Raw genomic sequence first — 24,600 nt, forward strand, 5'->3', positions numbered from 1 at the left:
ACCTTATTTGCTAAATATTCTATACATAATATTTAATACAATTTTAACATATTATTTTACACATTACAGCAAATTTTATTCCTTGTAGACCCGAAGCAAATCTTTAATAGTGACTCTTATTATTGCTAGAATCAAAGCACCGCCTCCTAGAATTACAAATAACATTGCAACGTACTGAGAAACATCAATAATGAAAATAGGAATAAGAAACATAGCTGGAGCTAAAAGTGGTATTAATACATTACTTTGTGATATAGAAAAATACTTTTTTAGTATAGCCAATGCTAATGCCACAGCTATATATAAAAAAGCTAAGTATGGCACTATAAAAACTGGATTTTCGATTTTATAAACTTGAACCGTATAAATTGGAGACATCCAAATAGTCACCGATATAAATATAAAGCCAATATTAATCGTATTTAATGCAACAAATAAAAAAGACTTCAAAACTTTTTCTCCTGTATTCATAAAGTCCATCCCCTTTTATTATTAAAATATTATTATGAGCTACATAGGAAGAAAGTCTATCATCTTTAATAGTTTTATAGACTAACACTTAGTCTAATATAACAATTGTAATTTAATTCCATAATATCATACTATCTATGTATCCTCAATATTCGCAGAAAGTATCAGTATTTTTAACATAGCACTATTCAATCTTTAAGGTATAAAAAGGAAGGTACTAAACCTTCCTTTTAAGCTAATCTTTGATTTTTCTGCTCTTTATTCCATAAGTATATGGAATAGATACTTATTATAAGTATAATAAACGTAATTATAATTACATTGTTAGCGGAAGACATAACACTATCTCCAAGAAAGCTATAAAGTATTATCATTGGTATATTAGCAGCTATTACTGTTAAGATAAACTTTCTATAATTTAATCCTGTAGAACTAGCCAAAAAACAAGCTACATCTGAAGGAGCTATTGGGCATAAAATACCTATAGCTAATATTTTTGTGTTATTTTTAAGTAACAGTTTATAAAGCTTAGGATATTTATTAACAAGATAATTGGTTATATCAGAACTAACTAAAACCTTTGATGTTATATAAAGGATGGTTTCACTTAATATAACTGAAACAAGAGTAAGAGCTCCCCCCTCTATAGGATTAAATATAATTCCACCTAGAATCATAAATACTGCACTAGGAATTAATGCTACTATTCTTAATGAAGATAAAGCTATAAATATTATAATCTTATAGGTACCACAGTTATTGATGAATTGATTTAAATCATTTATATCTCCTGATAATAAATTTATTCTAAATAACATATATATTAAAGCCAGCCAAACAGTTATTATTGAGATTTTGCTTATTTTTCTCATATGGAATTCCTCCTCTATACAATCTATAAGTATTATTGTATAAAGAAATTCTTAAAAACCTTCGTATATAAATCTTAAGATTTGTTAAGAAATTATATAAGAACAGTACTATATACTAAATTTCATCTCCAATTAACAAAAATAACATAGGAATATATAATAAAAGATAAAAATGAAATTATAATAAATCCTTATATTGGTATACTATAATAAGTCACTTACTTTTATTAAGTAACTGTGATATATTAATAAAAGGTGGTGAATGGATATGGAAAAATATCATATGTGCCCAAAGTTTGAAAATGCCTTTGAATTATTAGGAAAAAGATGGACTGGGTTAATTATAAGAACATTATTAAGTGGACAAAAGCGGTTTTCTGAAATAGCAGAAGCAATTCCTAATATGAGCGCTCGTATGCTTACCGAAAGATTTAAAGAGCTGGAGAATGAAGGAATAGTCATCAGAAAGGTTTATCCAGAAACCCCTGTGCGTATAGAATATGAACTTACAGAAAAAGGAACAGAACTACAAGCTGTTATGGATGAAATTCAAAAATGGGCAGAGAAATGGACATAATGAAGATAATCGGAATAATGTGATAAAGAACCTCCTAAACTAATAGGAGGTTCTTTCTTTTTGTGTATATTAGGATAAGGGTTCAATAATATATTCTTTTTAATTAATAATTACTATTGACTAATTTTATTGATTATGTAATAATAAACTTAAAGTTAGTTACTATTAGTAACCAACTTGAATAAATGCTTGAGATAAATATTAGTAAGTATCAAGATAAGTTATATAGAAATATTAATTTATGTTTTAAGTTAAATTTGCAAACAATAAAATAGAGGGAGAGGTGTAAAATGTTAAGGAAGATAGAAAGTAAAAACATGGGAAGCAGCAATCTTGGATGGTTAAGAAGTAAATTCCATTTTTCATTTGCTGAATATTATAATCCAGATAACATAAATTTCGGAGTTTTAAGAGTAATAAATGATGATTTAATTGAGGTTGATACTGGATTTGATACTCATCCTCATAGAGATATGGAGATAATATCTTATGTAGTTAATGGTGAGCTTACTCATGAAGATAGTATGGGAAACAAGAATACTATAACTCGGGGTCATGTTCAGTATATGAGTGCAGGAACAGGAGTATATCATAGTGAGCACAACCTTGGAAAAGACATACTAAGATTATTACAAATATGGATTTTCCCTGATAAACAAGGATATAAACCTAACTATGGAGACTATAGATTTAATTGGGATGACAGGCACAATAAATGGCTTCATATGGTTTCAAGTAAAACTGGAAATGCACCAATAAAGATAAATCAAGATATTAATATCTATTCCTTAGAACTTGAAAAAGAAAAAGAAATAGACTTTCCAGTAAAAGAAGGAAGACAGGCATATTTAGTTCAAATAGAGGGAACTTCAATAATAAACAATATTGAATTAGCTAATAGGGATGCACTAGAAATAGCTGAAGAAGATATTCTAATAAAAGCAAAGGAAACTTCTCATATTTTGATTTTAGATATGAATAAACAAGAGTAATAGTATTTAAATCATATGGAAGGTACATTAAGTTTTATTTACAAATGGTAGAAAGAAATATTTTATATAATATGGAGGAATGATTAAATGTCAAAGGATTTTTTAACTGCTGTAGCAGACAGACGTACGTTTTATGGAATTAGCAAGGAGGCTATGGTTTCAGATGATAGAATCAAAGAAATCATAGATCATGCTGTTAAGCATACCCCATCAGCATTTAACTCACAAAGTGCAAGGGTAGTTTTATTATTAGGAAATCATCATGATAAGTTATGGGATATTACAAAGGAAGCACTGAGAAAGATTGTGCCTGCTGACAAGTTTAGTTCAACTGAAGAAAAGATAAATTCATTTAGAAATGGATATGGTACAGTTTTATTCTTTGAAGATACTAGTGTAGTAGAGTCTCTTCAAAAGCAATTTGCCCTTTATAAGGATAACTTCCCAGTTTGGTCTGAGCAAGCAAGTGGAATGCATCAATTTGTCATTTGGACTGCATTAGAAGTTGAAGGATTTGGAGCGTCATTACAACACTACAATGAACTTATTGAAACAGATGTAAAGAAAGAGTGGAGCATACCAAGCAACTGGAAGTTAATTGCACAAATGCCATTTGGAAAGCCAACTGCTAGGCCTGATGAAAAACAGTTCCAACCACTAGAAAATCGTGTTAAGATATTTAAGTAAATTGTACTTTAATATGTTGTAAAATTAATAGCATTTTAAAAAAAGAGGTTGCCGCATTATAACGCGGCAGCCCTTTTTAGAAATAAACTTTAATATCTAGCTGATTTTTCTTCTTGGTATTCTAAGAAAAAAACTAAGCTATTTTTTCTTTACTTTTTAGTTATGTAAATGTAGTAAAACCCTATGCAGTTTTACTTTGCTGATTTTCTTTTTTAGTTCTTTCTACTAATCTTCCCATATAGAAGGCTAAAACACCTACTCCAATACCTGTCTGTACACAGAAGAGTAAACTTTCAATTTCACCTGGTAATTCTCCGCCAATCCAAGTCTCCATAACAGGTGTAAACCAGGGCTTATACTCTGTACCAGTAATCTCAGAAACGACTTTGCTTCCTGCATCATCGGAGCCGCCAAATTCAGCACCCTTTAATGCAAATAATGGTATAACCGCTATTAATAAAGCAATAACTAGTAAACTAATAACTTTCTTTTTTGTCTTTGTCATTAATTTTCACTCCCTTTAAGAAATCTAAGACCTGTTAATTCAGATTTTGCATATGTTTCAAGTCCTATAATGATGACAACAGTTAAAATACCTTCTATAATTGCAAGTGGAAGCTGCGTCGGTGCAAATACTGCAAGGAACTTAGCTGCAGATGCCTGGAAACCACCGTTTTGAGCTGGATATGCAAGTGCAAGTTGAATACTTGTTACACAATAAGTAAATAAATCACCAATTGTTGCTGCTAGAAAAACTCCTACATGTCTGTTTACCTTCAGCTTTCCACATAATTTATAAATCCCATAAGAAATCAACGGACCTGCAATAGCCATGGAAAATGTATTAGCACCAAGGGAAGTCAATCCTCCGTGAGCAAGCAAAATTGCCTGAAAAATTAACACAATAACACCTAAAATACTGACTGCAGCAGGCCCAAATAAAATTGCGCCAAGCCCAGTACCTGTCATATGTGAGCAACTTCCTGTTACTGACGGAATTTTTAAAGATGAAATTACAAAAATAAATGCACCTGCCATAGCAAGAACAGTTATGGATTTACGATTTTCTGATAACGTTTTTTTAATTGATAAGTAACCTGTTACTAAAAATGGAAAGCATATAGCACCCCATATAATACAAAATCTTGGTGGAAGATACCCTTCCATGATGTGCATTGCGTTTGCTATGGTAGTTACTCCGAAAATTAACGTAAATACTGTCATAATAGTAATAATTCTCTTTTCTTTTTGATTCATTTTATTTTTCCCCCTTATGTTATTTTAATTAATATTAATCTAAGCTAAATCACCTAGAGAAATTTCCTGTTTTTCTAGAACTTTCTCAAGTTCCTCTGTACTTTTCGGATAGACTTTTGTATCTTCTAGTACATTTTTCTCTACAAGCATTTCATAGACCTCCAGCATAGTTGGCTGTTTTAAATTCGCCCGTTTTAAAATTGACCTATCTTGAAAAATTTCTAAAGGTGTTCCATCTGCAATAATTTGTCCCTGATAAAATACAAGAATTCTTTCAGCCCATCTGTATGCAAAGTCTACATCATGAGTGGAAATCAACATTGTCTTCCCCTCAGAACTAAGCTTATCTAAAACTTCTTCTAACATTAACGCATTTAATGGATCCAATGCTGCCATCGGTTCATCAAAAATGATGATTTCCGATTTCATAGCAATAATATCCGCAATGGTGACGCGCTTCTTCTCGCCACCACTCAAGTAGTGCGGCGGACGATCCTTAAAATCTGAGATATTCATGTATGCCAGTGCTTCATCAACCCTTCTCTGTACTTCCTCTTTCGGAAGTTTTAAATTCATTGGTCCGAATCCAACCTCTGCCATAACTGTAGATGCAATAATTTGATTGTCTGCATCCTGAAATACAATTCCAATATTTTTTCGGAGTTCCTTTAAATTCTTTTTATTAATCACTGTATCCCGGTAAATAATTTTTCCCTGTTCTGCTGTAAATACACCGTTAATATTCAGGAAAAATGTAGACTTTCCCGAGCCATTGGACCCAAGGACAGCTATTTTCTCCCCTTCATAAACACTCACACTTACGCCCTCTAGTGCAGACTTTCCATTTCCATAAACATAGTATAGATCTTCAACCTCTAATATTGATTTTTTCATAATTGCTCCTTTCTACCGTGTAAAGCTCCGGAGTATAATTAAAAAAATTATGAATATTGTTGCTGAAACAATCTGTATTGCCTCCACCTTTCTATCTTCCTCTAAAAATACAAGATCTCCATCATAGCATCTGGCCTCCATAGCATCATAGTAAGAGTTTGCCTTCTTCAACGAAATAACCAGCATATTGCTTGTAATACTTCCAAATGTGTAACAGGATGTTTTAAAATCACAGTATCCCTGACGAGATTCTGCGGAATTTTTCATTTTAGTATAGACATCTATTAAAATGAAAATGTAACGATAAATTATATTCATCAGCTCTACAATAAGTTTTGGAACATGTGCCTTTCGGAGCACATATATAATTTCAGAAGATGGAGTTGACAGTATCATCATCTGCAGCGCACTAATTGCTGCAAAAACCTTAAGAATCAGGAAAATGACTTCCTTAAGCTTTGCCTGGGAAGTAAAAACATAGCAGAAGCCAAGATACAAGTTGTACTGCCCCATCGATTGTTTTGAAAAATCAATTCCAATAGTAAAAGTGCCGATGAGTATAAAGCTTATTTGAACTGCCAGTATTGGTAAGTACTCACCTATGGGAAGTTCTCCTTTTACAATGGTCAGATAAGCCATTGCAATAATGACTACAGTAGACACATATGGATTATCCAATACAATGCAAAGAATCAAGGTCAAAACTGCAAGAGATACTTTAAAGGTAGGGTTCCAATATCTAATTTTAGAATTATAAGCGTAAAAATCAACTGAAAACCCCTCTCCGTGTTTATGTCCAATTCTATGATGGTGACGATATGTCTTATCACCATGGGTGTGACCATCTCGTCTCTTATCTTTGAAGAAAAAGATAGCTATCAGGAACATGGTGAATAAAATAATGAATATTTTCATGTCAAACCTCTCTCGTACAATTTAGTTATTAATATTTATAGCACATAAAAAGAGAACCATTAGAGGTTCTCTTAGAAGCAACGAAATAATATGTTTCATTAATTAACTAAACACTTATAACTTTATAGCTGCATATATCTTCCCCTCCGAAAGAATCAACAAGATACTAGGCAGGTTTCCTGGCTCAGATTCATTTTACTCCCTCGTCTTCCCGAACAATGTTATTCAGTGACATAATAAGGTTTCATCCTCTTCACAGTAGCGGCGGGCTGCAGTGGCTTTTCCACTTTCCCTTTTAACTCCATTTTGAATTAATGGCAGCACCTAATACTATTAATATTAAATTTTTTTACTTTTTTCTTCAGGATATCGGCTTAAATGCACATCTATTAATAATCAATAACTATTTATTTCTTACTGTACTACCAGATATTTAACATTAAATGTTCTTTAAATAAATCTTTCTCTATATACTCATTTATATCTGCTGTGACAGTAAAATCTTTTCTATTTAATATATCTACTGTAGAGCTATTAGTTTTTTCTGATTTTGACCATGCTGCCAGTATAGCCCCTGTAATTACACTATTCGTTGATGATTTTAAATGATTATCCTTAATACGCATAAAAACCTCCTTAATTTTGTTATATTATAGGCTAAAATCATAACAAACATAAAAAATCCTTTTAACAAAAGTGTTAAAAGGAAATACTATAAGAGCTTGTTCAATCATAAAAAATCAACAAAACCATCATAATAACGCCCCCCCTATCACTCGTAGAGTTTACAGTGCATAATATAGGCAGGTATTCTGACTTAAGAATCATTATTTAAATACGCCTTCCCAGTTTTCCAGTGGCTTAATGTATTTAAATTCATCTTTTACAGCTACGGGATAGTCCAGGATTTTCACCTGATTCCCTTTTAATTAATCGAAATTGATTAAACCTATATCTTATTATTAAATTTAATTCTAGTTTATACCTATTAGTAATTAATGTCAATGATTTAAACTTTTCTATTTCTAATAGTTCTTATTGTACTATTAAACTCTTCCACCTTAAGTAGATATATTAATATAAAGTATGTAGCCGTTCCTAATATAAAGGAAATAATTATGGAAGTTAAACTTCCCAGCATTTCCGATGCTATTGACGCCATAGCTATCTTATTTATAAAGTATATAATTCCACCCATAATTACAGAAGAAACAGTAATTTTTATAAAACTATTTATTACATTTCTTATTTCTATACCCTGAAGCTTTTTATTTAACTGCCAGGTCATTATAATTGTGGTTATAACTGCTGATAAGGTGGTAGCCAAAGTAAGCCCAGAAACCTGCATGTACTTTATAATAAATATATTTATTACTATATTTATAGCTATACCTATAAAGCTGTTAATCATAGGCGTTTTTGTATCCTTCACAGAATAGAAGGCTTTGTTTAAAATATCCCTAACTCCATAGGCGATCATAGCAGGACAATAGAAAAGGAGCGCATTTGCTGTTAAACCTGCTGCCTCATTGGTAAAGGCTCCTCTTTTAAAAATCACCGTTACAAGAGGTGTTCTTAAAACAGCTATAGCTACTGCCGCTGGAACCATTATAAGCATTATAGTATTTATTGACTTTACTAATGCTTTTTTATACTCTTCCTTATCTCCTTTAGCCGCCAACTCTGATAAAGTTGGATATACAATCATGGCAATTCCAATAGCGAAGACCTCGTAAGCTAAAGTGTTTATTTTATTGGCATAATCTAAAACCGTAACTGCCCCATAAAATATATTTGTTGCAAAAGATCTATTTACAAAGACATTTAATTGAATTACAGAAGTACTTATTATAACTGGTATCATCATTTTGAACATCTTATGTACTTCTCTGTCTTTAGTATCTATAACCGCCTCGTATTTGTAGCCTAGCTTTAAATACTTAGGTATATTTATTACAAGTTGCATAATAAAACCTACTACTGTAGCTACAGCAAAGCCCATTATTCCATACTTATTAGTTAAAAGCAATAAATATACTATATAAACCACATTTGAAACTGCTGCCATAGCAGCTGGTTCATAAAATTCCTTATGAGCTTGTAAAACCCCTGTAATAACACTTTGAATACTTATAAATATTAGAGATAACAGCATTATCCTTGTTATGTTTACCGATGTTGAAAACACCACTGGGTCATTTCCAAAGCCGTGTCCAAAGATATATATTATATACTTAGCAAATATTATTAAAATTACAGATATCAATATTGTAACTATGGAAGAGAGATTAATAACATTGTATACAAATTTATCTCTAACTTTTTTAATACTTTTTTCCAGTTGTTCTGTATGAAGGGGTATGAAGGTTGTCGTCAAACCGTAACTTATGGTGGTAAGAAGATACACTAAACCCAATGCAAAATTATACACATCAGTAACATAAGTAGCACCAAACTTTGCTGCTATTAAAGCATCTCTCACTAAGGCCAATATCTTTCCTAATATTATAAGCACCATAACTACTACTGAACTTTTTATAATTTTTTTTCCTGACATTATTTTCACTCCAATTATTTTCCCTGAAGTATCTTTGTATAAGCCTTGTAATATCCATTGCAAAAACTATCCATAGAATATTGTTCTTTAACAAAATCATGTAAATTACATCCCATAGCATTTAATTGCCCTTTTTTATCATAGGCTTCCTTCATTTTGCTGTATATATCTTCTACTGAATAAGGATTTACTAAAAACCCTCTATCTTTGTTTATAGTCTCTTCTATGTCCCCTACTCTCGAGCATATAAAAGGCTTTTTAACTGCAGCGCTTTCTAAAACCACTAAAGGCGGTGATCCTCCTTCACTAAAGGAAGTTAGAACACTTACATTAGAAGCAGCTACAAAATCTACTGGATTTTTCTTGAAACCAGTAAGAATTATATCATTATCTAAGCCTAAAACCTTAACCTTTTCCTTTACTTTCTCTTCTAGTTCACCGTCACCAACTAAAACTAATTTTATATCCCCTATTTCCTTTTTCAACTTGTTAAAGGCTTCTATAAGATTAAAATGGTTTTTAATAGGATGCATTCTTGCTACATTAACATATAAAAAATCATCTCTGCCAATGCTGTACTGACTTCTTATTTTATCTTTGCTTTCACAGATTTCTACACTGCTGTAGTCTATACCATTATTGATTAAAAACTTTTCCCCTTGAAAGTTATCTTTTTCCACCAAGTCCTTAATATACTTAGATACACATATGTAGTTTTTAAAGCTTTCAAGACCCTTAATACTTAAAGGTGTAAAAAACATATGCTTAAATTTACTATTTAGAAAATCCCTTCTATAGTCACTATGTATAGTGGCAGTAGAAGGTACATTAAGCTTGTTTTTTAAAAAATAGTGTATAAAAAAAGCTTTTGCACCATGAAAGTTAACTATATCTATATTATTTTTCTTAACGTACTCTAGTATTTCTCCTTTGTAAGGAGATTTACCATTAAACTGAACAACATCTAATCCTAGCTTTTTTCCGTTGTCATAGAGGGCTCCTTTACCAAGGGCTCCTATAACGCAGTGAAACTTATCCTTTGAATAGTAAGCTAAGTTTAAGAGGTGGTTTCCACCACCTCCATTGTCATTACCAGATATTACTTGAAGTACTTTAATTTTAAACACCTCCAAATAAACAAAATTATTAACCTCTACCTTTTTCTGAAAGAATAATTCCCTCAGCCATAGCTAAAAGCAGCCAGAAGAAAGCTGTTGTTTTAGGTACAAAGAATAGGTTATCCGACAGATTCATAAAGAAAAAGGATACCATAGAGGCAAAAAAGCCAGTATAAAAATACTTATAGAGCTTATCCTCCGTAAATTGGATTAAATTTTTAATTTTCAATAGGGCAGAAATTAAAATCCCTATAAAAAATACAATTCCCATTACCCCTAATTCGCTTTGAACTTTTAAATAGGAATTATGAGTAGGAAATCTCTTATACTCATAGTAAATATATAGCTCAGGATACTTTTCCACATAGCTATCGTATAAGCTTACAAAGTTTCCGTTACCTACTCCAAAGATAGGATGCTCCTTAATCATATACCAGGCAGTTTTCCAAAGCTTTAATCTAGTATAGTTTTCCGAACCTTTTCCTATTTCTAATAGCCTTCCCCCTATTTGAGGAATCAAGAATAGTAATGCTGTAACACCACCAATAGGAATCAGCAGTCTCCAGCTATATACCAAGGCAAGTATTATAAGCCCTATTACAAGTCCCATCATTGCATTACGTGAGTATGAAAAAACTATATTTATAAGCAGTGAAAGAGATAAAATTCCTAAGAATACCTTCTTCTTAATACTTTTTTCATATATTAAGAGCATTACCACTGGAAAAATAGCTAATATTAGGAAGGCTCCAAAATTATTGGAGTTGTCCAAGGAAACCGTAACCCTAGGTCTTCCTAAAAATCCATCAGTGTTAACAAAGCCTTTGCTTAAGTATGCTCCGGTAAAATATTGATATATACCAAATATGCTCATTATAGTAATACACACTATATAGGAATTTATAAAACCTTTTATATACGCACTCTTATTAAATTCATATTTTATTATAAAGAATAACAGTAAATATGTTGCAAATCTAAAGGTTTCTGATATTGCCAATCCTTTTTCTGTAGAATAAGCTACAGATACAGTCATTACTACAAATAGTCCAACCATGAACAAATTTAAGTAGTCTGTAAAAAAATCCCTTAAGGATCTAAAAAACTTTATTCTTCTTTCTCTTAGGAAAAGAAGAATTACAAAATAAAGTAAAAAGATTAAAAATAGTAATGTATCTCCTGACAAACTAATACCCTTTATATTTGTTTTAGGAATTAAGGGATTAAATATAATATATAGACATATCATTAGATACAATATAGAATTTGCTACATGCAATTCTTAACACCTACTTTGCAATATATTATTGGTTAGGCTATATTACCAATTTAACACCAATCTGTAGATACTATCTAGACATTTTAGTATTCTTTTCTATAGATTTATTTGATTTTAATAAGTAGAAGCTAACTAATCCTTCCATAAATCCAATACCATAGCTCATATGTAATATAGGAAATATAAATGGTATGTATTTTAGAACTCTAGATTTTCCTTTAGAAACCTTAATGGCTGCAGCTATATCACAAGTTAGATATAAAAGCACCTCTAAAAACCATAAGTACAGTATTGGTTTGAAGAATATTCCAAGTGCTATACCTAAAACATTAGTGGATACAAAGAGCATAGGAACTAGATGTCTTATAGACGCCGGCTTACCATGCTTTTGCATTACCCTTACCTTCCAAAAGCCATACTGATAGTATTGTTTCCAAAGCTTTTTCAAGGAAGACCTGCTATAGTACCAGGACTTAACCTTAGGAGTTAACAAAACCTTATATCCGCTTTTTACCACCCTGAAATTAAGCTCATCATCTTGATTTCTTACCAATTCTTCATCGAAATATCCTATTTTATTTAAAACTTCTTTTCTATAAGCTCCAAAGGCTACCGTGTCTACATAGGTTTCTTCCTGAGCATACCTAAAAAGTGCATTTCCAACTCCAAAAGGTGAACTCATTGCTAAGGCTATAGCAGTTCCCTTATCATCTTCACTTATAGTTTCTATAGGACCACCAGCACATCCTACTTCTTTATTTTTTAAAGCTTCAACATTATATTTTATAAAATCTTTATCTGCATAAGCATGAGCGCCAAATATTATAACAATATCTGCCTTACTTTTTTTAATTCCCTCATTCATTCCCTTAGGAGCGGAGAGTCCGGGATTATCCACAAGTTTTACGTTACCGTACTTTTCTTCATATTTTTTCACTAGTTCTCTAGTATTGTCCGTTGACATTCCGTCACAAACGAAAACCTCAAAGCCTTCCTTAGGATAACTTTGATTTACAAAGGAATTTAAGCATTCCTCTATATACTTTTCTTCGTTTCTACACGGAATAATTATTGAAACAGTTTCCACCATATTCACCTACCTGTTTTATATAAGTTTGGAAAACCTAACCAATTTTCCTGTTGATTTTCTTAGATATAAAGTTTCTTATACCCTTTACTTCTTCTATTCCTATTATTATTGACACTATAACAAATACTACTATACCAGCTAAAGAAGAAATTGCAACTTTAACTAATACTAAAACCATTGAATCATAGTTAAGTGAAAGTAAAGTATTTAAAAGTCTTATAATTATTACCATTGGTATAGATGCAATTATTGTCTTTGCCGCTGTTTTTATAATATATCCTCCATTTATACTTCCTATCTTCTTTGTTAAAGTATAAATTAAAAGTCCACAGGCTATATACATTGATGTAGCATTGGCTAAAGCTAGTCCTCTAAGTCCAATAGTCTTTCCAAAAACAAAAATTAAGACTATATTAACTACCATAGCTATTGCGCTATTAATCATAGGTGTTCTTGTGTCCTTTAAAGTGTAGTAAGCCTTGCAGACAAAATCTCTCATACCAAAGGCTAAAAGTCCTATTGCATAAAAGGTTAATAGCAATGCTGTCTGTATGGTAGACTCCTCTTTAAAAGCACCTCTTTGAAATAATATATATACTATAGGTCTGCTTTGAGCCATAACAATAAATGATATAGGAAGTATAGTTAATATTAACATTCCTATAGACTCACTTAAAGTCTTTTTCATTTCTGATATTTCATTCTTAGCTGTTTGTTTCGCCATTCTAGGATAGATAATTGTAGATAAAGTAACTACAAAAATATCCACAAAAAGTGCAAAAACCCTATAGGCATAGTTTAGGTATGTAACACTTCCCTCTCCAAAATGTGTCGCCTGAGCTCTTTCAATAAAAGTATTGATTTGTTGAACTCCAGTTCCCAGTATTACTGGAACTAACATAATACACATTCTTATTAACATAGGGTCTTTAAAATCTATCTTAAAGCTGTATTTAAACCCAACCCTTTTCATAGCAATAACCTGAGGAATTATCTGTGCAAAGGTTGCTATAAAGGTGATAATAGTTAATCCAACTATACCATGGTTGCTGCCAAAGAATACTAAGTATCCTATTACTATTGCGTTTAAAGGTAATGCCACCAATGAAGGAATAGTGAAATTCCCTTCTGATTGGAGAACTGCATTAAAAATGTATATAACTGCATTAAAAATCAAGGTTGGTATTAGTATATTAGTAAGCTTTTGAGTAAAATCTAGTTTTGCTCCAACAAATCCTGGGTTTAATAATGTAACTATAGGTTTGCTGAAAACTATACATATAATTGATATAACTACAGTAACAACTATAAATACATTTAAAACGTTACTTATAAAATCTACAGCTTCCTTTTTTCCCTCTTTTAATTTTTCATTATATAGAGGTATCAAAGTGGTAGTTATTGCTGCACCTATCATTATAAATAACACCATTGGAACATTAGATGCCTGAAAAAAGGCATCTAGGTCACCAGTGTTATATTTAGCTGCAGTTATACTATCTCTTAAAAGTCCTAGAAACTTACTTATAAAAGTACAAATAACAATTAAACCTGCAGTAGTTGCTAATTTCCCTTTATTACTCATATCTTCCATTACCCTTTACTGTATTAATTTGAATGAATGAAATACTTAAAGCAAATAATAAATAATTAGGTAAAAAATATGTTACAGAACTTGGTGAAAAACTTCCTAATGTAAATCCAGCTAAAGCTGTAAACAGAGAATATGCAATATATTTATTTATTCCCTCTTTTCTTAAAGCAATTATCAATAGATTATAGAGTAGATATAAATAAAATAATCCGTAAATCACCAAAAATAATCCAAAGTCTCCTAATACTTCTACAGCAAGTCCATGTGGACTGTAGATTCCATGGGTGTTATCCATATCCATAAGATGCTGCACAGTATTACCTGCTCCGAAGCCCAGAAGCTTCTTCTCTTTTATTACCCCATTGACAACGTCATAGATAATAGTTGCTCTTACATTTTCAGAGCCTTCTTCGCCTATCTCAGCTTTACCTATCTTTGTCATACTGCCCATCTTTTCTATCATCTTTTGCTCATACTCTACACCATGCTTAACCATCTTGTAACTATACTTATATACACCTGTGAAGGCTATGGCAATAATTAAAGCATAGGCCAAGCCTTTTAGCTTGCCTTCCTTTATTAAAGCTAAGGTATACACTATCATTATTAAAGTTATTGATAAGATATTTGCTCTTGAATTTGTAAGTACTAAAGCAGTGAAAGTAAGTAATGAAGCTAATCCATAAAATATTTTTCCTGCTGAAGATCTTGCAGCATAAAAGAGGTATAGTACAAAAGGAATTCCAATACTTAAGAAGGTAGCATAGTTATTTGCATTAAAGAAGAACACTACCGGTCTGCTCTTTAAAACTATAAGCTCCTTCAATGTAAGTTTATATAAAATACTATCATAGTAATGTTTTACAGGTAACTGAGTTCCTGTTATTGCTTCTATCATTCCTATTATAACAGTAAGTAAGAATACAAAGCCTACTACCTTTAATGTATTATAAAATCTCTCTTTTGAATTGTTAAAGGTAACCAAAATAAAAATAAAGGTAAACATCATTGCATATATTATTATATATTTTATATTTAATCCTTTATTTTTTGACCAAATAAAACTTAGGCATATATAAAGAAACCAAATTACATAAAAACCTAAAAGCTTTTTATTCACTTTTTTTAACTCATACCTATTTGATAGTAGATTAAAAACAGTGAGAATAGCTGCTAAAACTAAAACTATATGAAAATAATATAATTTTTCCTGTCTAGGAAAATAGGATGCATATTCAAAAATACCGGATACCAATAAGGTATAGTATACATTCTCATATAAGCTGCGTGATTTTGTTAACCCACAAGCTGCAATAACACTTAATAAAAATAATCCATTTATTATAAAGTTTTTATTTATTACTGATGAAATTAAAAGAAAAATAAAAACTATCAACAGATAAATACTACTTTTCTTACTTAGTTCATACATCCATCGGTCCCCCTAATTGCATAATTTTTTCGTATAAATTTTTCATTATTGCTGCATTTTCAGTCCAGTTATAATTTTCTTCTGCTACTTTTCTAGCATTTACTGAAAACTTTCTAATTTTATCTTCATCTTCTATTAGTGTTTGTAATTTATCTTTAATTAAATCACTATTTTCGGGATCAACAGAATACCCATTATAATCATCAATTACTATTTCCTTTAAGCCACCTACATTAGTAGATACAACTGGTCTTCCACAGGCACAAGCCTCAACTGCAGCAACTCCAAAGCTTTCACTTAAAGATGGCAGGCAAACTATATCCATCTTATTTATGTACTCTGGTACACTGCTGTTATCTATATTCCCTGTAAAGTTAACCTTGGAAACTATATCAAGCTCACTGCATAGTTTTTCTAAGTTTTCTCTTTCGCTTCCATCTCCAACTATCATTAACCTAATATCTTTTTCTGTTTCCTTTAACAAGCTACTAAAAGCCTTTACTAAGTACTCAATTCCATATATTTTATGTAAGTTCTTTACTACTCCTATGGTTATGTAATCCTTTGACAAAACTGGAGTCTTAATATTGAATCTATCTACATCTACGCCAAAGGGAGTTATAGTTATTTCCTTATGGTCATAATATTTTTTTGTTTCCCTTGCCATATCCTTACTTGTGGAACAAACTGCATCTGTACCCTTTAAAATATATCTTAAAAGCTTGGATTTCAAAGTACTCCCCTTTGGAAATTCATATACGTCACTGCCCCATACAGAAATGATGAATGGATGATACCCACTGATCCTTCCATATAATCCATAACTGGTAGCATAGTGACTATGTAAAATATCAGGTTTTATTTCCTGTACTAGTTTTTTTATCTCTTTTAAAATAAAGAAGTATGATAGCTTGTTCTTAAATGGCGGTTCTACAACAATAACTCTAACATTATCTTTATAGCTATACTTGGTAGCTCTCATAGATATTAGATAAATTTCATTATTAAAGCTTGAAAAATAATCCACCCATTTTCTAGTGTGAATGCTATCAGCATCTGCTAAAAAACATATTTTAGCCATTTAATTCACCCCTTAAAAAAGTTAGGAGTTAAGAGTTGTTTATGTTTTTATACAAGTGTATAAAAATTAACCTCTGCTTTAGTTTTCCCAGAGGAAAAACTGTCCTAACTACTCACTCTTAACTCCTTACTTTTAACTATACATCTATTGGTTTCTAAGAAGCTGATCCTCAGGAACCTTTTTTAATTCTTTTGCTGGATTTCCGGCAACTATAACTTCTTTTTCTACATCCTTTGTAACTACACTTCCTGCTGCTACAAATCCATCCTCGTTTACTATTTTACCTGGAAGTATTGTAGCCTGTGCTCCTACTCTACCACCTTTTTTAATTGTAACACCTTTAAAGTGGTTATATCTTTCCTTTGAACGAGCTGCAAAATTATCATTTGAAGTTACCACTCCTGGCGCTATAAAAACATTGTCTTCAACTTCAGAATAAGCAGTTAGATATACATTTGTTTCTAATTTGCAATTTGAACCTACCTTACAGAAGTTTTCAACGGCAACGCCTCTGCCTATGATAGTCTTGCTTCCTATTGTAACATTTTCTCTTATTGTAGCTAAATCTGCAACTAAGGTTTTTTCTCCTATTTCACATCCACAGTAAACAATAACTCCTGCTCCAATTAAACAACCTTCAGATATTACTGCTGGTGGAAATTCCTTTTCATCTTTGAATATACTGTTAACAGATCTCATAGGTTGTTTTCCAACTACAGAGTTATCATCTATTCTAACGTTATTTCCTATTTTTGTTCCTTTATGTATAACTACATTATGGCCTATTAAGCAGTTATCTCCTATAACAACATCCTCTTCTACAACTACAAACCTTCCAAAGGTTACATTGCTTCCGATGGTTGCCTTTTCTGATATATACTGTTGTTCCATATATTCATCTCCTACGTTTTCAATTATTTATTTATCTTATCTATTCCTACCATTTCCATAGTTGAGAAGCTTTCCATTGGAAACTTTACAGGCATTCCAGTTAATCTTGATTTATAAGCAGCAAGAATTATAGACATACCTTTCTTTCCTTCTTCTCCATTTATTAAAGGCTCTCTATTATCATTTATAGCATCTATCATATCTTTAAATAGTGGAATATGACCGAAGCCGTAAACTGTATCTGGATCTCCTTCTTGAGCTTTTAATATTTCATCTTCGTTATCCTTATTGTCTGCAAATCTCCAAGTTTCTATTTTATTTACTGCTAGCCCTCCTATAGATACTGTTCCAGTTTCTCCAAATATGCTTAGGGTTTCTTCTAAATTCTTTGGATATACGCAGGCACTTCCTTCAATTATTCCTATAGCTCCGTTCTTGAAGCGTATAATTATAGCTCCAAAGTCTTCTGCTTCAATATCTCTCAAGAAGGTATCACACTGTGCATATACTGTGTCTATTTCTCCACCCATCATCCATTGAAGTAAATCTATATTATGTATACATTGATTCATTAGGGTACCTCCATCAAGCTCCCAGGTTCCTCTCCATGGTGCTTGAGTATAGTATCCCATATTTCTATTCCAAAGTATTCTTGCTGTTCCGTTAACAAGTCTTCCAAATCTATCTTCTTCTACTGCAGTTCTAAGCTGTTGTATTGGTGCATTAAATCTATTCTGATGACTTACACATAACTTCACATTATTACTTTTTGCACATTCTATCATTTTATCCGCATCTTCTATAGATAGTGCCATTGGCTTTTCAACTATAACATGCTTCTTTTCATTCATACAATAGATAGCTATTTCTGGATGGTATCCGCTTTCAGTAGCTATAACTGCAACATCTATATCTTCTTTGCTAAGCATGTCCTTATAGTCTACATATACCCCTACTTCTATACTTTCATCTAATTTTGAAAGATATTCCTTCTTCTTTTCCTCAGCCTTCTCCTGTGCTATATCACAAGTAGCTACCAAGACAGCTTCCTCTCTATTAGCAACTAATGCTTCTACATGTTTGTATGATATTCTTCCGCATCCAATAATGGCAAATTTCAACTTTTTCATAAAAACACCCCTCTATTTTCAAGTTATAACTCTATATACTTTACTAATCTGTAAATTAATAATGGACAATTAACAGTGGAAGAAACATCAACCTTCATTGTCCATTGTCAATTGTCCATTGTCAATTATTTATATTTCTTAATTTAATTTTAGAAGTCTAAACTATACATTATAGTTTGAAAATCTTTTCTCTATTATTTTTAACATCTTTAGTAGCATTTCTTGTATCGTAAACTATTTTAGCTCTAGATACAATCTCCTCATAATCATAGCAGCTATGGTCAGTAGTAATGATAACTATATCAGATTCATCTATTACTTCCTTCCAATCTACTGTATAATACTTTTTACCAGCATGTTTGAATTCTGGTATATAAGGATCGTTAATTATCATATCTGCTCCATTTTTCTCTAAATGCTCCATAACTTTTAAAGTTGGAGATTCTCTTGGATCATCTATATCCTTTTTATAAGCAACTCCTAGAAGAAGAACCTTCGCTCCATTCATTGCTTTCTTGTGTTCATTTAAAAGCTTCATAGCGTTATCAACTACAAATTCAGGCATAATGTCGTTTATTTCCCCGGAAATCTCTATTAATCTTGTATGGTAGTCGTATTCTCTTGCCTTCCATGCTAAATAGAATGGATCAAGTGGTATACAGTGTCCACCTAGTCCTGGACCTGGGTAGAATGCCATAAATCCATAAGGTTTAGTCTTAGCAGCATCTATTACTTCCCAAACATCTATGCCCATTCTTTTACATAATATAGCCATTTCATTAGCTAGACCTATATTTATATTTCTAAAAGTATTTTCAAGTATTTTTTCCATTTCTGCTACTGCTGGCGAAGAAACTGTGTAGATTTCTCCCTCAAGTATATTTCTATAAAGAGTAGCTGCTACTTCTGTACATTCAGCAGTACATCCTCCAACTACCTTAGGAGTATTTTTAGTCTTGAATTCTTTATTACCTGGGTCAACTCTTTCTGGTGAGAAAGCTAGGAAGAAATCTTCTCCACACTTTAACCCACTTTCCTCAAGTATTGGTTTTAATACTTCTTCTGTTGTTCCTGGATAAGTAGTACTTTCAAGAACTATAAGCATTCCTCTATGAAGATACTTTGCCACGCTTTTTGTTGAATTTACAACATAGGATATATCTGGCTGTTTGTATAAATCAAGTGGAGTAGGCACACAGATACATACTGTATCTACATCCTTAACAAAGCTGAAATCTGTAGTTGCTCTTAACTTACCTGACTCTACAAGCCCTTTTAGGTCTTCATCAACTACATCACCTATATAGTTATGTCCTTCATTTACCATTTGGACTTTTTGCTCTTGAACATCAAAGCCAATTACTTCATATCCCGCTTTAGCTTTTTCAACTGCAAGGGGAAGTCCTACATATCCTAATCCAACAACACCAAGTTTAGCTGTTTTATTTTCTAGTTTTTTCATTAATTCATCTTTTAACTGTGACATTTTTTCCCTCCTGTATTCCTTAGAAGTTGGTAATAGTTATTGACTATTACGTCTCCCGTATGACTTTTAGTTATTCTTTTTTCTTTTATAAGTAGGAACTTTCTTTTCTACAAGCTTGAATATATCCTCTTTATCCATAGATGATACTTTGCTAAATTCTTCTATAGATTTTTCCACAAAGTCCATCTCTATGTTATTAGGTTTTTCAACAAATATTTTATTATGTTCTGTAGATGTTAATGCTATTTCATCCATTAAAAGCTCTTCATATAGTTTTTCCCCTGGTCTTAATCCTGTATACTCTATCTTTATATCTACATCTGGCTTGTAACCAGATAAAGTTATTAGATCTCTAGCTAAATCCACTATTTTAACAGGTTTGCCCATATCTAGTACAAATATTTCTCCTCCACGGGCTATGGCTCCAGCCTGAATAACTAATTGAGCTGCTTCTGGTATAGTCATAAAGAATCTATTTATTTCTGGATGGGTAACAGTAACAGGTCCTCCATGAGAAATCTGTTTCTTAAATAAAGGAATAACTGAACCATTACTTCCTAAAACATTTCCAAATCTAACTGCTACATACTCAGTACTGCTTGATTTATCAAAGGCTTGAACCATAATCTCGCAGAACCTCTTAGTTGCTCCCATTATATTAGTTGGATTAACTGCTTTGTCTGTACTTATTTGGACAAATTTTTTAACTTTAAATTCATCAGCACATTTCAGCACATTATAAGTTCCAATAATATTGTTCTTGATTGCCTCTGCTGGGTTTCCTTCCATTAAAGGAACATGCTTATGAGCAGCTGCGTGGAAAACTACATCCGGTTTGTAAGTATCAAATATTTCTCGAATACGCTTGTTATCTCTAATTGAAGCTATGATTATTTCCTTTTCTAGTTCAGGATAATTTCTATTTAGCTCCATTTGTACATCATATACATTGTTCTCATATATGTCTAATATAACCAGTTTTTTCGGACTAAACTTAGCTATTTGTCTGCACAGCTCAGATCCAATAGATCCACCGCCGCCAGTTACAAGTATTACTTTATCCTTTATATATTTATTAATATTCTCGTTATTAAGCTTTACCTCTTCTCTTCCAAGTAAGTCTTCAATATTTACTTCCCTAAGCTTACCTATATTTATTCTTCCATCAATTATTTCATCTATAGCAGGAAGAGTTTTAAGCTTACACTGAGTTTGCTTACATATGTTTACAATTTCCCTTTTAGTCTCTAAATCTGCTGAAGGAATAGCCAGTATTATTTCTTCTACATTTTTTTCTTTACTAGTACTAATTATTCTGTCTCTTCCACCTATAACTTCTATACCATTTATCAGCTTTCCCTTTTTAGCATCATCATCATCTATAAGGCCGACTATGTTATAGTTCATTTCTTTATTTCTTCTAATTTCCTTTATGAGAAGAGCTGATGCGTCTCCTGCACCAATTATAAGAAGATTTTTTTCCTCATTTTTAGATGTCTTTTCTCCCATATTATGCTCAATTACTCTGTATATAAATCTTGTTCCCCCTAAGGCAACAACGGATAGAATCCAGAAGATTATATGCACTGAGAAAGGAAATCTAAAGTATCTATTCTCTAAGAACTTATAGTTTACAACATAGCTGTAAATTATAAAAATAACATTAGATAAGGATAGAGAATATATAATAGAAATTAATTCTTCTACAGATGCGTACTTCCATATACTATTATATAGGTTAAAGAATCTATTAGCTACTAAAGTTATAACTACCACAGGAATAATGGATAACTTTAAAAATACCATGTATTCCTGTGGTATATTAAAATCAAATCTTAGCAATAAAGAAAAATATAGCGACACTATAAGGAAAATTATATCGTATGCTATGAGCTTTTTACCTTTTTGCACGTTAACACTTCCTCAAAGATTATTATAAAAGTTTTATTAAAAACTCTCTTTTCTATTGTACATCATAGAAAAAATTATTCAATATTTTTTTTAAATTTAAAGGGGCAGTAGTAGTACACCGCCCCAGCAATTTATATTATTATATATCTTTCTGTGATGAGACTTTACTATGAACTTCTTTAAACAGTTCTGTATCCTTCAAAGTTATAAGATATTCCATAAAAGGCTTTCTGATTTCCTCTTTCTTTAAAGCATATTCAACGGTAGCCTGAAGAAACCCTAATTTATCTCCAACGTCGTATCTTCTTCCTTCAAAGTTATAAGCATACATTGCTTCGCTGTTTATTAATCTTTTTAATGCATCTGTAAGCTGAATTTCTCCGCCCTTTCCTGGAACAGTATTTTCTAGTATTTCAAATATAGATGGAGTAATTATATATCTTCCCAAAATAGCAATATTTGAAGGTGCTTCTTCTACTTTTGGTTTTTCAATTAAGTCCTTTACCTTATACACTCTGTCCTCTATATGCATTCCTTTGACTATTCCGTATTTATACACCTGATCATCCGGTACTTCTTGAACTCCTATAATAGAAGTTTTGTATTCGTTAAAACAATCTATTAATTGTTTTAAACAGGGAACCTTACTATCAACTACATCATCTCCAAGCATTACTGCAAAGGGCTCATTGCCAACAAAGGTTCTAGCGCAAGCTATGGCGTGTCCAAGCCCCCTTGGTTCCTTTTGTCTTATATAATATATATCTGCCATATTTGATATGCCTCTAACTAAAGTTAGCAATTCTTCTTTTCCATGACTCTCTAGTTCATTTTCAAGCTCAACAGATTTATCAAAATGATCTTCTATAGCTCTTTTGTTTCTTCCTGTTATGATTAATATCTGTTCTATGCCTGAAGCGACAGCCTCTTCTATAATATACTGTATTGTAGGCTTATCAACTATGGGAAGCATTTCCTTCGGTTGAGCCTTAGTGGCTGGTAAGAATCTAGTGCCTAATCCCGCTGCTGGTATTATAGCCTTTTTTACTCTCATAACAAAACTCCCCTTTCACTACCCTAAAAACAAAAATCTATTTACTACCCCATCATGCCTTCCAATTGAACTACTATTTCATCCTTAGGATCAAGCTTCTTTGCAATATCTAAGTGTTTTCTAGCACTTTCAACGTCTCCACTGTTTAAATAGCACATAATAAGATTAGTACATATTTCAACAGACTTAGTAACCTCAAAGGCCTTTCTAAGATATGCTATTGCATTTTCAAAATTTCCTAAAGAAGCGTAGTTTATACCTAGTTCATTTACCACTTCTACAATATTGCTGTCTATACTTAGTGCCTCATTTAGATAGTATATAGCCTTTTCAAAATTCTCTAATATTCTATAGGCCACTGCTATATAGTAATACAAAGTGGCATCATTTCCAAAGTCCTGAAGTAATGGAAGTAACAATTTCAAGGCTTCCTTTGGCTGCTCAAATAAGATTTCCTTACCCATTTCGTAGTCTATTACCAGCTTTAAGGATTCCTTTAATTCAGTAACTTCAACGGTTTGTTCGCCGCCCTTTGCAATATAGTTGTTTATGCAAAATAGTGCCTTCTGAAAGTCTCCCTCTTCTCTTCTTATAATTGCTTCATAAAAATATGGTAATGGATATCCTTCCTTTACCTTAGCCTTTTCTATAATTTCCAGTTCCTCTTCTTTATAAGATTTATCCTTGTTTCGTAACTCTTCAGCCATTATTATTATTTTATCGTAGACTTCTACGCTGTCATCTATATTTAGTAGTCCTTTAAGCAAAATATATGCATCTTCATATTTCTTTTCTTTTACATTTAACGCAATTTTACTTTTAGTGAACAGAATTGCATCCTTTATATTAAGAAGCATTGTCTTATACTCATTATTAAATCTGAAATTTTCATCTGCTCCTAATACATAGACCATTCCTTCAATAAAAAAGCTTAGTGGTATTTGATCCATATCCTTTTGTGATTTAACGTTATCCACTATATTAGATGACTTTACTGGTAAGTAAATATCCTCTAGGATTTCCGTATTAAATATTCTTTTAATCTTTTCTTTCTTTACCTCTAAAAATAGTATTTCATTTAGCTTATCTGCAAAACGTGATTTAACATCCATAAATTGAACACCCACTTTATATTTTCATTTTTCCAATACTATGAATTTTACTATAAACTATAAACATAAGCAAATATTATAAAGACAAACAAAAAACAGGTACCTCTATTTCTTTTTCCCTGGTTCCCTGAATCAAGTATGTTATGCTATGCTTCTAAATAGACCTGATTTTGTAATAGGTATATCTATGCAATACAAAG

General features: G+C 31.7%; 23 protein-coding genes and 2 riboswitches. Of the genes, 3 read left to right on the top strand and 20 right to left on the bottom strand.

The features are described from left to right. Positions 1-75: 75 nt before the first annotated feature. On the bottom strand, positions 76-471 hold the full coding sequence (locus N4T77_RS11570; protein ID WP_261671956.1) for a hypothetical protein: 396 nt from the start codon (positions 469-471) through the stop codon (positions 76-78). 230 nt (positions 472-701) lie between these two features. Continuing rightward, positions 702-1,343, bottom strand: coding sequence for a TVP38/TMEM64 family protein (locus tag N4T77_RS11575; RefSeq protein ID WP_261671957.1), 642 nt, complete (start codon positions 1,341-1,343; stop codon positions 702-704). A gap of 268 nt (positions 1,344-1,611) precedes the next feature. Between N4T77_RS11575 and N4T77_RS11580 the strand changes: the two genes are divergently transcribed. The 3 genes from N4T77_RS11580 (at position 1,612) to N4T77_RS11590 (ending at position 3,599) form a co-directional block, all read left to right on the top strand. Beyond that, positions 1,612-1,920 carry a helix-turn-helix domain-containing protein gene (locus N4T77_RS11580; RefSeq protein WP_261671958.1) on the top strand — a complete coding sequence of 103 codons (309 nt, stop codon included), beginning with the start codon at positions 1,612-1,614 and terminating at the stop codon, positions 1,918-1,920. A gap of 290 nt (positions 1,921-2,210) precedes the next feature. Further along, positions 2,211-2,912: a pirin family protein gene (locus tag N4T77_RS11585; RefSeq protein ID WP_261671959.1), complete on the top strand. Its 702-nt coding sequence runs from the start codon at positions 2,211-2,213 to the stop codon at positions 2,910-2,912. 87 nt (positions 2,913-2,999) lie between these two features. After that, complete coding sequence (locus N4T77_RS11590) at positions 3,000-3,599, top strand: nitroreductase family protein (RefSeq protein WP_261671960.1); 600 nt, start codon at positions 3,000-3,002, stop codon at positions 3,597-3,599. A gap of 181 nt (positions 3,600-3,780) precedes the next feature. On the opposite strand, the gene N4T77_RS11595 is transcribed toward N4T77_RS11590, so the two are convergent. The 18 genes from N4T77_RS11595 to N4T77_RS11680 all read right to left on the bottom strand — a co-directional run bounded on the left by N4T77_RS11595 (position 3,781) and on the right by N4T77_RS11680 (position 24,400). Beyond that, positions 3,781-4,104: an energy-coupling factor ABC transporter substrate-binding protein gene (locus N4T77_RS11595; RefSeq protein WP_261671961.1), complete on the bottom strand. Its 324-nt coding sequence runs from the start codon at positions 4,102-4,104 to the stop codon at positions 3,781-3,783. Next, the gene (locus tag N4T77_RS11600; RefSeq protein WP_261671962.1) at positions 4,104-4,856 is read right to left on the bottom strand and encodes an energy-coupling factor ABC transporter permease; all 753 of its coding nucleotides are present in this window, start codon (positions 4,854-4,856) and stop codon (positions 4,104-4,106) included. Before N4T77_RS11600 ends, N4T77_RS11595 begins: the two co-directional genes overlap by 1 nt. A 39-nt stretch (positions 4,857-4,895) precedes the next feature. Next, positions 4,896-5,750: an energy-coupling factor ABC transporter ATP-binding protein gene (locus N4T77_RS11605; RefSeq protein WP_261671963.1), complete on the bottom strand. Its 855-nt coding sequence runs from the start codon at positions 5,748-5,750 to the stop codon at positions 4,896-4,898. 12 nt (positions 5,751-5,762) lie between these two features. After that, complete coding sequence (gene cbiQ / locus N4T77_RS11610; protein WP_261671964.1) at positions 5,763-6,638, bottom strand: cobalt ECF transporter T component CbiQ; 876 nt, start codon at positions 6,636-6,638, stop codon at positions 5,763-5,765. A 178-nt stretch (positions 6,639-6,816) separates the two neighbouring features. Next, positions 6,817-7,008: riboswitch (cobalamin riboswitch) on the bottom strand. Positions 7,009-7,087: 79 nt separating this feature from the next. Beyond that, positions 7,088-7,291, bottom strand: coding sequence for a hypothetical protein (locus N4T77_RS11615; RefSeq protein WP_261671965.1), 204 nt, complete (start codon positions 7,289-7,291; stop codon positions 7,088-7,090). 158 nt (positions 7,292-7,449) lie between these two features. Beyond that, positions 7,450-7,633: riboswitch (cobalamin riboswitch) on the bottom strand. A 41-nt stretch (positions 7,634-7,674) separates the two neighbouring features. Continuing rightward, the gene (gene murJ / locus N4T77_RS11620) at positions 7,675-9,222 is read right to left on the bottom strand and encodes a murein biosynthesis integral membrane protein MurJ (RefSeq protein ID WP_261671966.1); all 1,548 of its coding nucleotides are present in this window, start codon (positions 9,220-9,222) and stop codon (positions 7,675-7,677) included. A gap of 14 nt (positions 9,223-9,236) precedes the next feature. Next, positions 9,237-10,349: a glycosyltransferase gene (locus N4T77_RS11625; protein WP_261671967.1), complete on the bottom strand. Its 1,113-nt coding sequence runs from the start codon at positions 10,347-10,349 to the stop codon at positions 9,237-9,239. A 19-nt stretch (positions 10,350-10,368) separates the two neighbouring features. Continuing rightward, positions 10,369-11,526 (bottom strand): O-antigen ligase, encoded by a 1,158-nt coding sequence (locus tag N4T77_RS11630; protein ID WP_261671968.1) that lies wholly within the window; start codon positions 11,524-11,526, stop codon positions 10,369-10,371. A gap of 163 nt (positions 11,527-11,689) precedes the next feature. Then, complete coding sequence (locus N4T77_RS11635) at positions 11,690-12,709, bottom strand: glycosyltransferase family 2 protein (protein WP_396125118.1); 1,020 nt, start codon at positions 12,707-12,709, stop codon at positions 11,690-11,692. Positions 12,710-12,743: 34 nt separating this feature from the next. Next, positions 12,744-14,294 carry a murein biosynthesis integral membrane protein MurJ gene (gene murJ / locus N4T77_RS11640; RefSeq protein ID WP_261671970.1) on the bottom strand — a complete coding sequence of 517 codons (1,551 nt, stop codon included), beginning with the start codon at positions 14,292-14,294 and terminating at the stop codon, positions 12,744-12,746. Next, entirely contained in the window at positions 14,287-15,735 is a 1,449-nt protein-coding gene (locus N4T77_RS11645) for an O-antigen ligase (protein ID WP_261671971.1), read from the bottom strand. Before N4T77_RS11645 ends, murJ (N4T77_RS11640) begins: the two co-directional genes overlap by 8 nt. Next, positions 15,728-16,816: a glycosyltransferase gene (locus N4T77_RS11650; RefSeq protein ID WP_261671972.1), complete on the bottom strand. Its 1,089-nt coding sequence runs from the start codon at positions 16,814-16,816 to the stop codon at positions 15,728-15,730. Before N4T77_RS11650 ends, N4T77_RS11645 begins: the two co-directional genes overlap by 8 nt. A 144-nt stretch (positions 16,817-16,960) precedes the next feature. Beyond that, a complete protein-coding gene (locus tag N4T77_RS11655) occupies positions 16,961-17,707 on the bottom strand; it encodes an N-acetyltransferase (protein ID WP_261671973.1) in 747 nt (248 codons plus the stop codon). A 23-nt stretch (positions 17,708-17,730) separates the two neighbouring features. Then, positions 17,731-18,837 carry a Gfo/Idh/MocA family protein gene (locus tag N4T77_RS11660; protein ID WP_261671974.1) on the bottom strand — a complete coding sequence of 369 codons (1,107 nt, stop codon included), beginning with the start codon at positions 18,835-18,837 and terminating at the stop codon, positions 17,731-17,733. A 169-nt stretch (positions 18,838-19,006) separates the two neighbouring features. Then, complete coding sequence (locus tag N4T77_RS11665; protein WP_261671975.1) at positions 19,007-20,323, bottom strand: nucleotide sugar dehydrogenase; 1,317 nt, start codon at positions 20,321-20,323, stop codon at positions 19,007-19,009. Positions 20,324-20,389: 66 nt separating this feature from the next. Next, complete coding sequence (locus N4T77_RS11670; RefSeq protein WP_261671976.1) at positions 20,390-22,234, bottom strand: nucleoside-diphosphate sugar epimerase/dehydratase; 1,845 nt, start codon at positions 22,232-22,234, stop codon at positions 20,390-20,392. 139 nt (positions 22,235-22,373) lie between these two features. Continuing rightward, positions 22,374-23,288, bottom strand: a complete 915-nt coding sequence (gene galU, locus N4T77_RS11675; RefSeq protein ID WP_261671977.1) for a UTP--glucose-1-phosphate uridylyltransferase GalU — start codon at positions 23,286-23,288, stop codon at positions 22,374-22,376. A gap of 44 nt (positions 23,289-23,332) precedes the next feature. Then, complete coding sequence (locus N4T77_RS11680; protein WP_261671978.1) at positions 23,333-24,400, bottom strand: tetratricopeptide repeat protein; 1,068 nt, start codon at positions 24,398-24,400, stop codon at positions 23,333-23,335. Positions 24,401-24,600 lie beyond the last annotated feature (200 nt).

The organism is Clostridium sp. CX1 (genome assembly GCF_025398335.1).
Taxonomy (GTDB): Bacteria; Bacillota; Clostridia; order Clostridiales; family Clostridiaceae; genus Clostridium_AM; species Clostridium_AM tanneri.

Coding starts and splice junctions, on each gene's coding strand:
- N4T77_RS11615 (WP_261671965.1), bottom strand. CDS start 7,291: ATGCGTATTAAGGATAATCATTTAAAATCATCAACGAATAGTGTAATT.
- N4T77_RS11585 (WP_261671959.1), top strand. CDS start 2,211: ATGTTAAGGAAGATAGAAAGTAAAAACATGGGAAGCAGCAATCTTGGA.
- N4T77_RS11635 (WP_396125118.1), bottom strand. CDS start 12,709: ATGGTGGAAACTGTTTCAATAATTATTCCGTGTAGAAACGAAGAAAAG.
- galU (WP_261671977.1), bottom strand. CDS start 23,288: ATGAGAGTAAAAAAGGCTATAATACCAGCAGCGGGATTAGGCACTAGA.
- N4T77_RS11600 (WP_261671962.1), bottom strand. CDS start 4,856: ATGAATCAAAAAGAAAAGAGAATTATTACTATTATGACAGTATTTACG.
- N4T77_RS11655 (WP_261671973.1), bottom strand. CDS start 17,707: ATGGAACAACAGTATATATCAGAAAAGGCAACCATCGGAAGCAATGTA.
- murJ (WP_261671970.1), bottom strand. CDS start 14,294: ATGAGTAATAAAGGGAAATTAGCAACTACTGCAGGTTTAATTGTTATT.
- N4T77_RS11680 (WP_261671978.1), bottom strand. CDS start 24,400: ATGGATGTTAAATCACGTTTTGCAGATAAGCTAAATGAAATACTATTT.
- N4T77_RS11645 (WP_261671971.1), bottom strand. CDS start 15,735: ATGTATGAACTAAGTAAGAAAAGTAGTATTTATCTGTTGATAGTTTTT.
- murJ (WP_261671966.1), bottom strand. CDS start 9,222: ATGTCAGGAAAAAAAATTATAAAAAGTTCAGTAGTAGTTATGGTGCTT.
- N4T77_RS11660 (WP_261671974.1), bottom strand. CDS start 18,837: ATGAAAAAGTTGAAATTTGCCATTATTGGATGCGGAAGAATATCATAC.
- N4T77_RS11605 (WP_261671963.1), bottom strand. CDS start 5,750: ATGAAAAAATCAATATTAGAGGTTGAAGATCTATACTATGTTTATGGA.
- N4T77_RS11570 (WP_261671956.1), bottom strand. CDS start 471: ATGAATACAGGAGAAAAAGTTTTGAAGTCTTTTTTATTTGTTGCATTA.
- N4T77_RS11650 (WP_261671972.1), bottom strand. CDS start 16,816: ATGGCTAAAATATGTTTTTTAGCAGATGCTGATAGCATTCACACTAGA.
- N4T77_RS11590 (WP_261671960.1), top strand. CDS start 3,000: ATGTCAAAGGATTTTTTAACTGCTGTAGCAGACAGACGTACGTTTTAT.
- cbiQ (WP_261671964.1), bottom strand. CDS start 6,638: ATGTTCCTGATAGCTATCTTTTTCTTCAAAGATAAGAGACGAGATGGT.
- N4T77_RS11575 (WP_261671957.1), bottom strand. CDS start 1,343: ATGAGAAAAATAAGCAAAATCTCAATAATAACTGTTTGGCTGGCTTTA.
- N4T77_RS11665 (WP_261671975.1), bottom strand. CDS start 20,323: ATGTCACAGTTAAAAGATGAATTAATGAAAAAACTAGAAAATAAAACA.
- N4T77_RS11595 (WP_261671961.1), bottom strand. CDS start 4,104: ATGACAAAGACAAAAAAGAAAGTTATTAGTTTACTAGTTATTGCTTTA.
- N4T77_RS11580 (WP_261671958.1), top strand. CDS start 1,612: ATGGAAAAATATCATATGTGCCCAAAGTTTGAAAATGCCTTTGAATTA.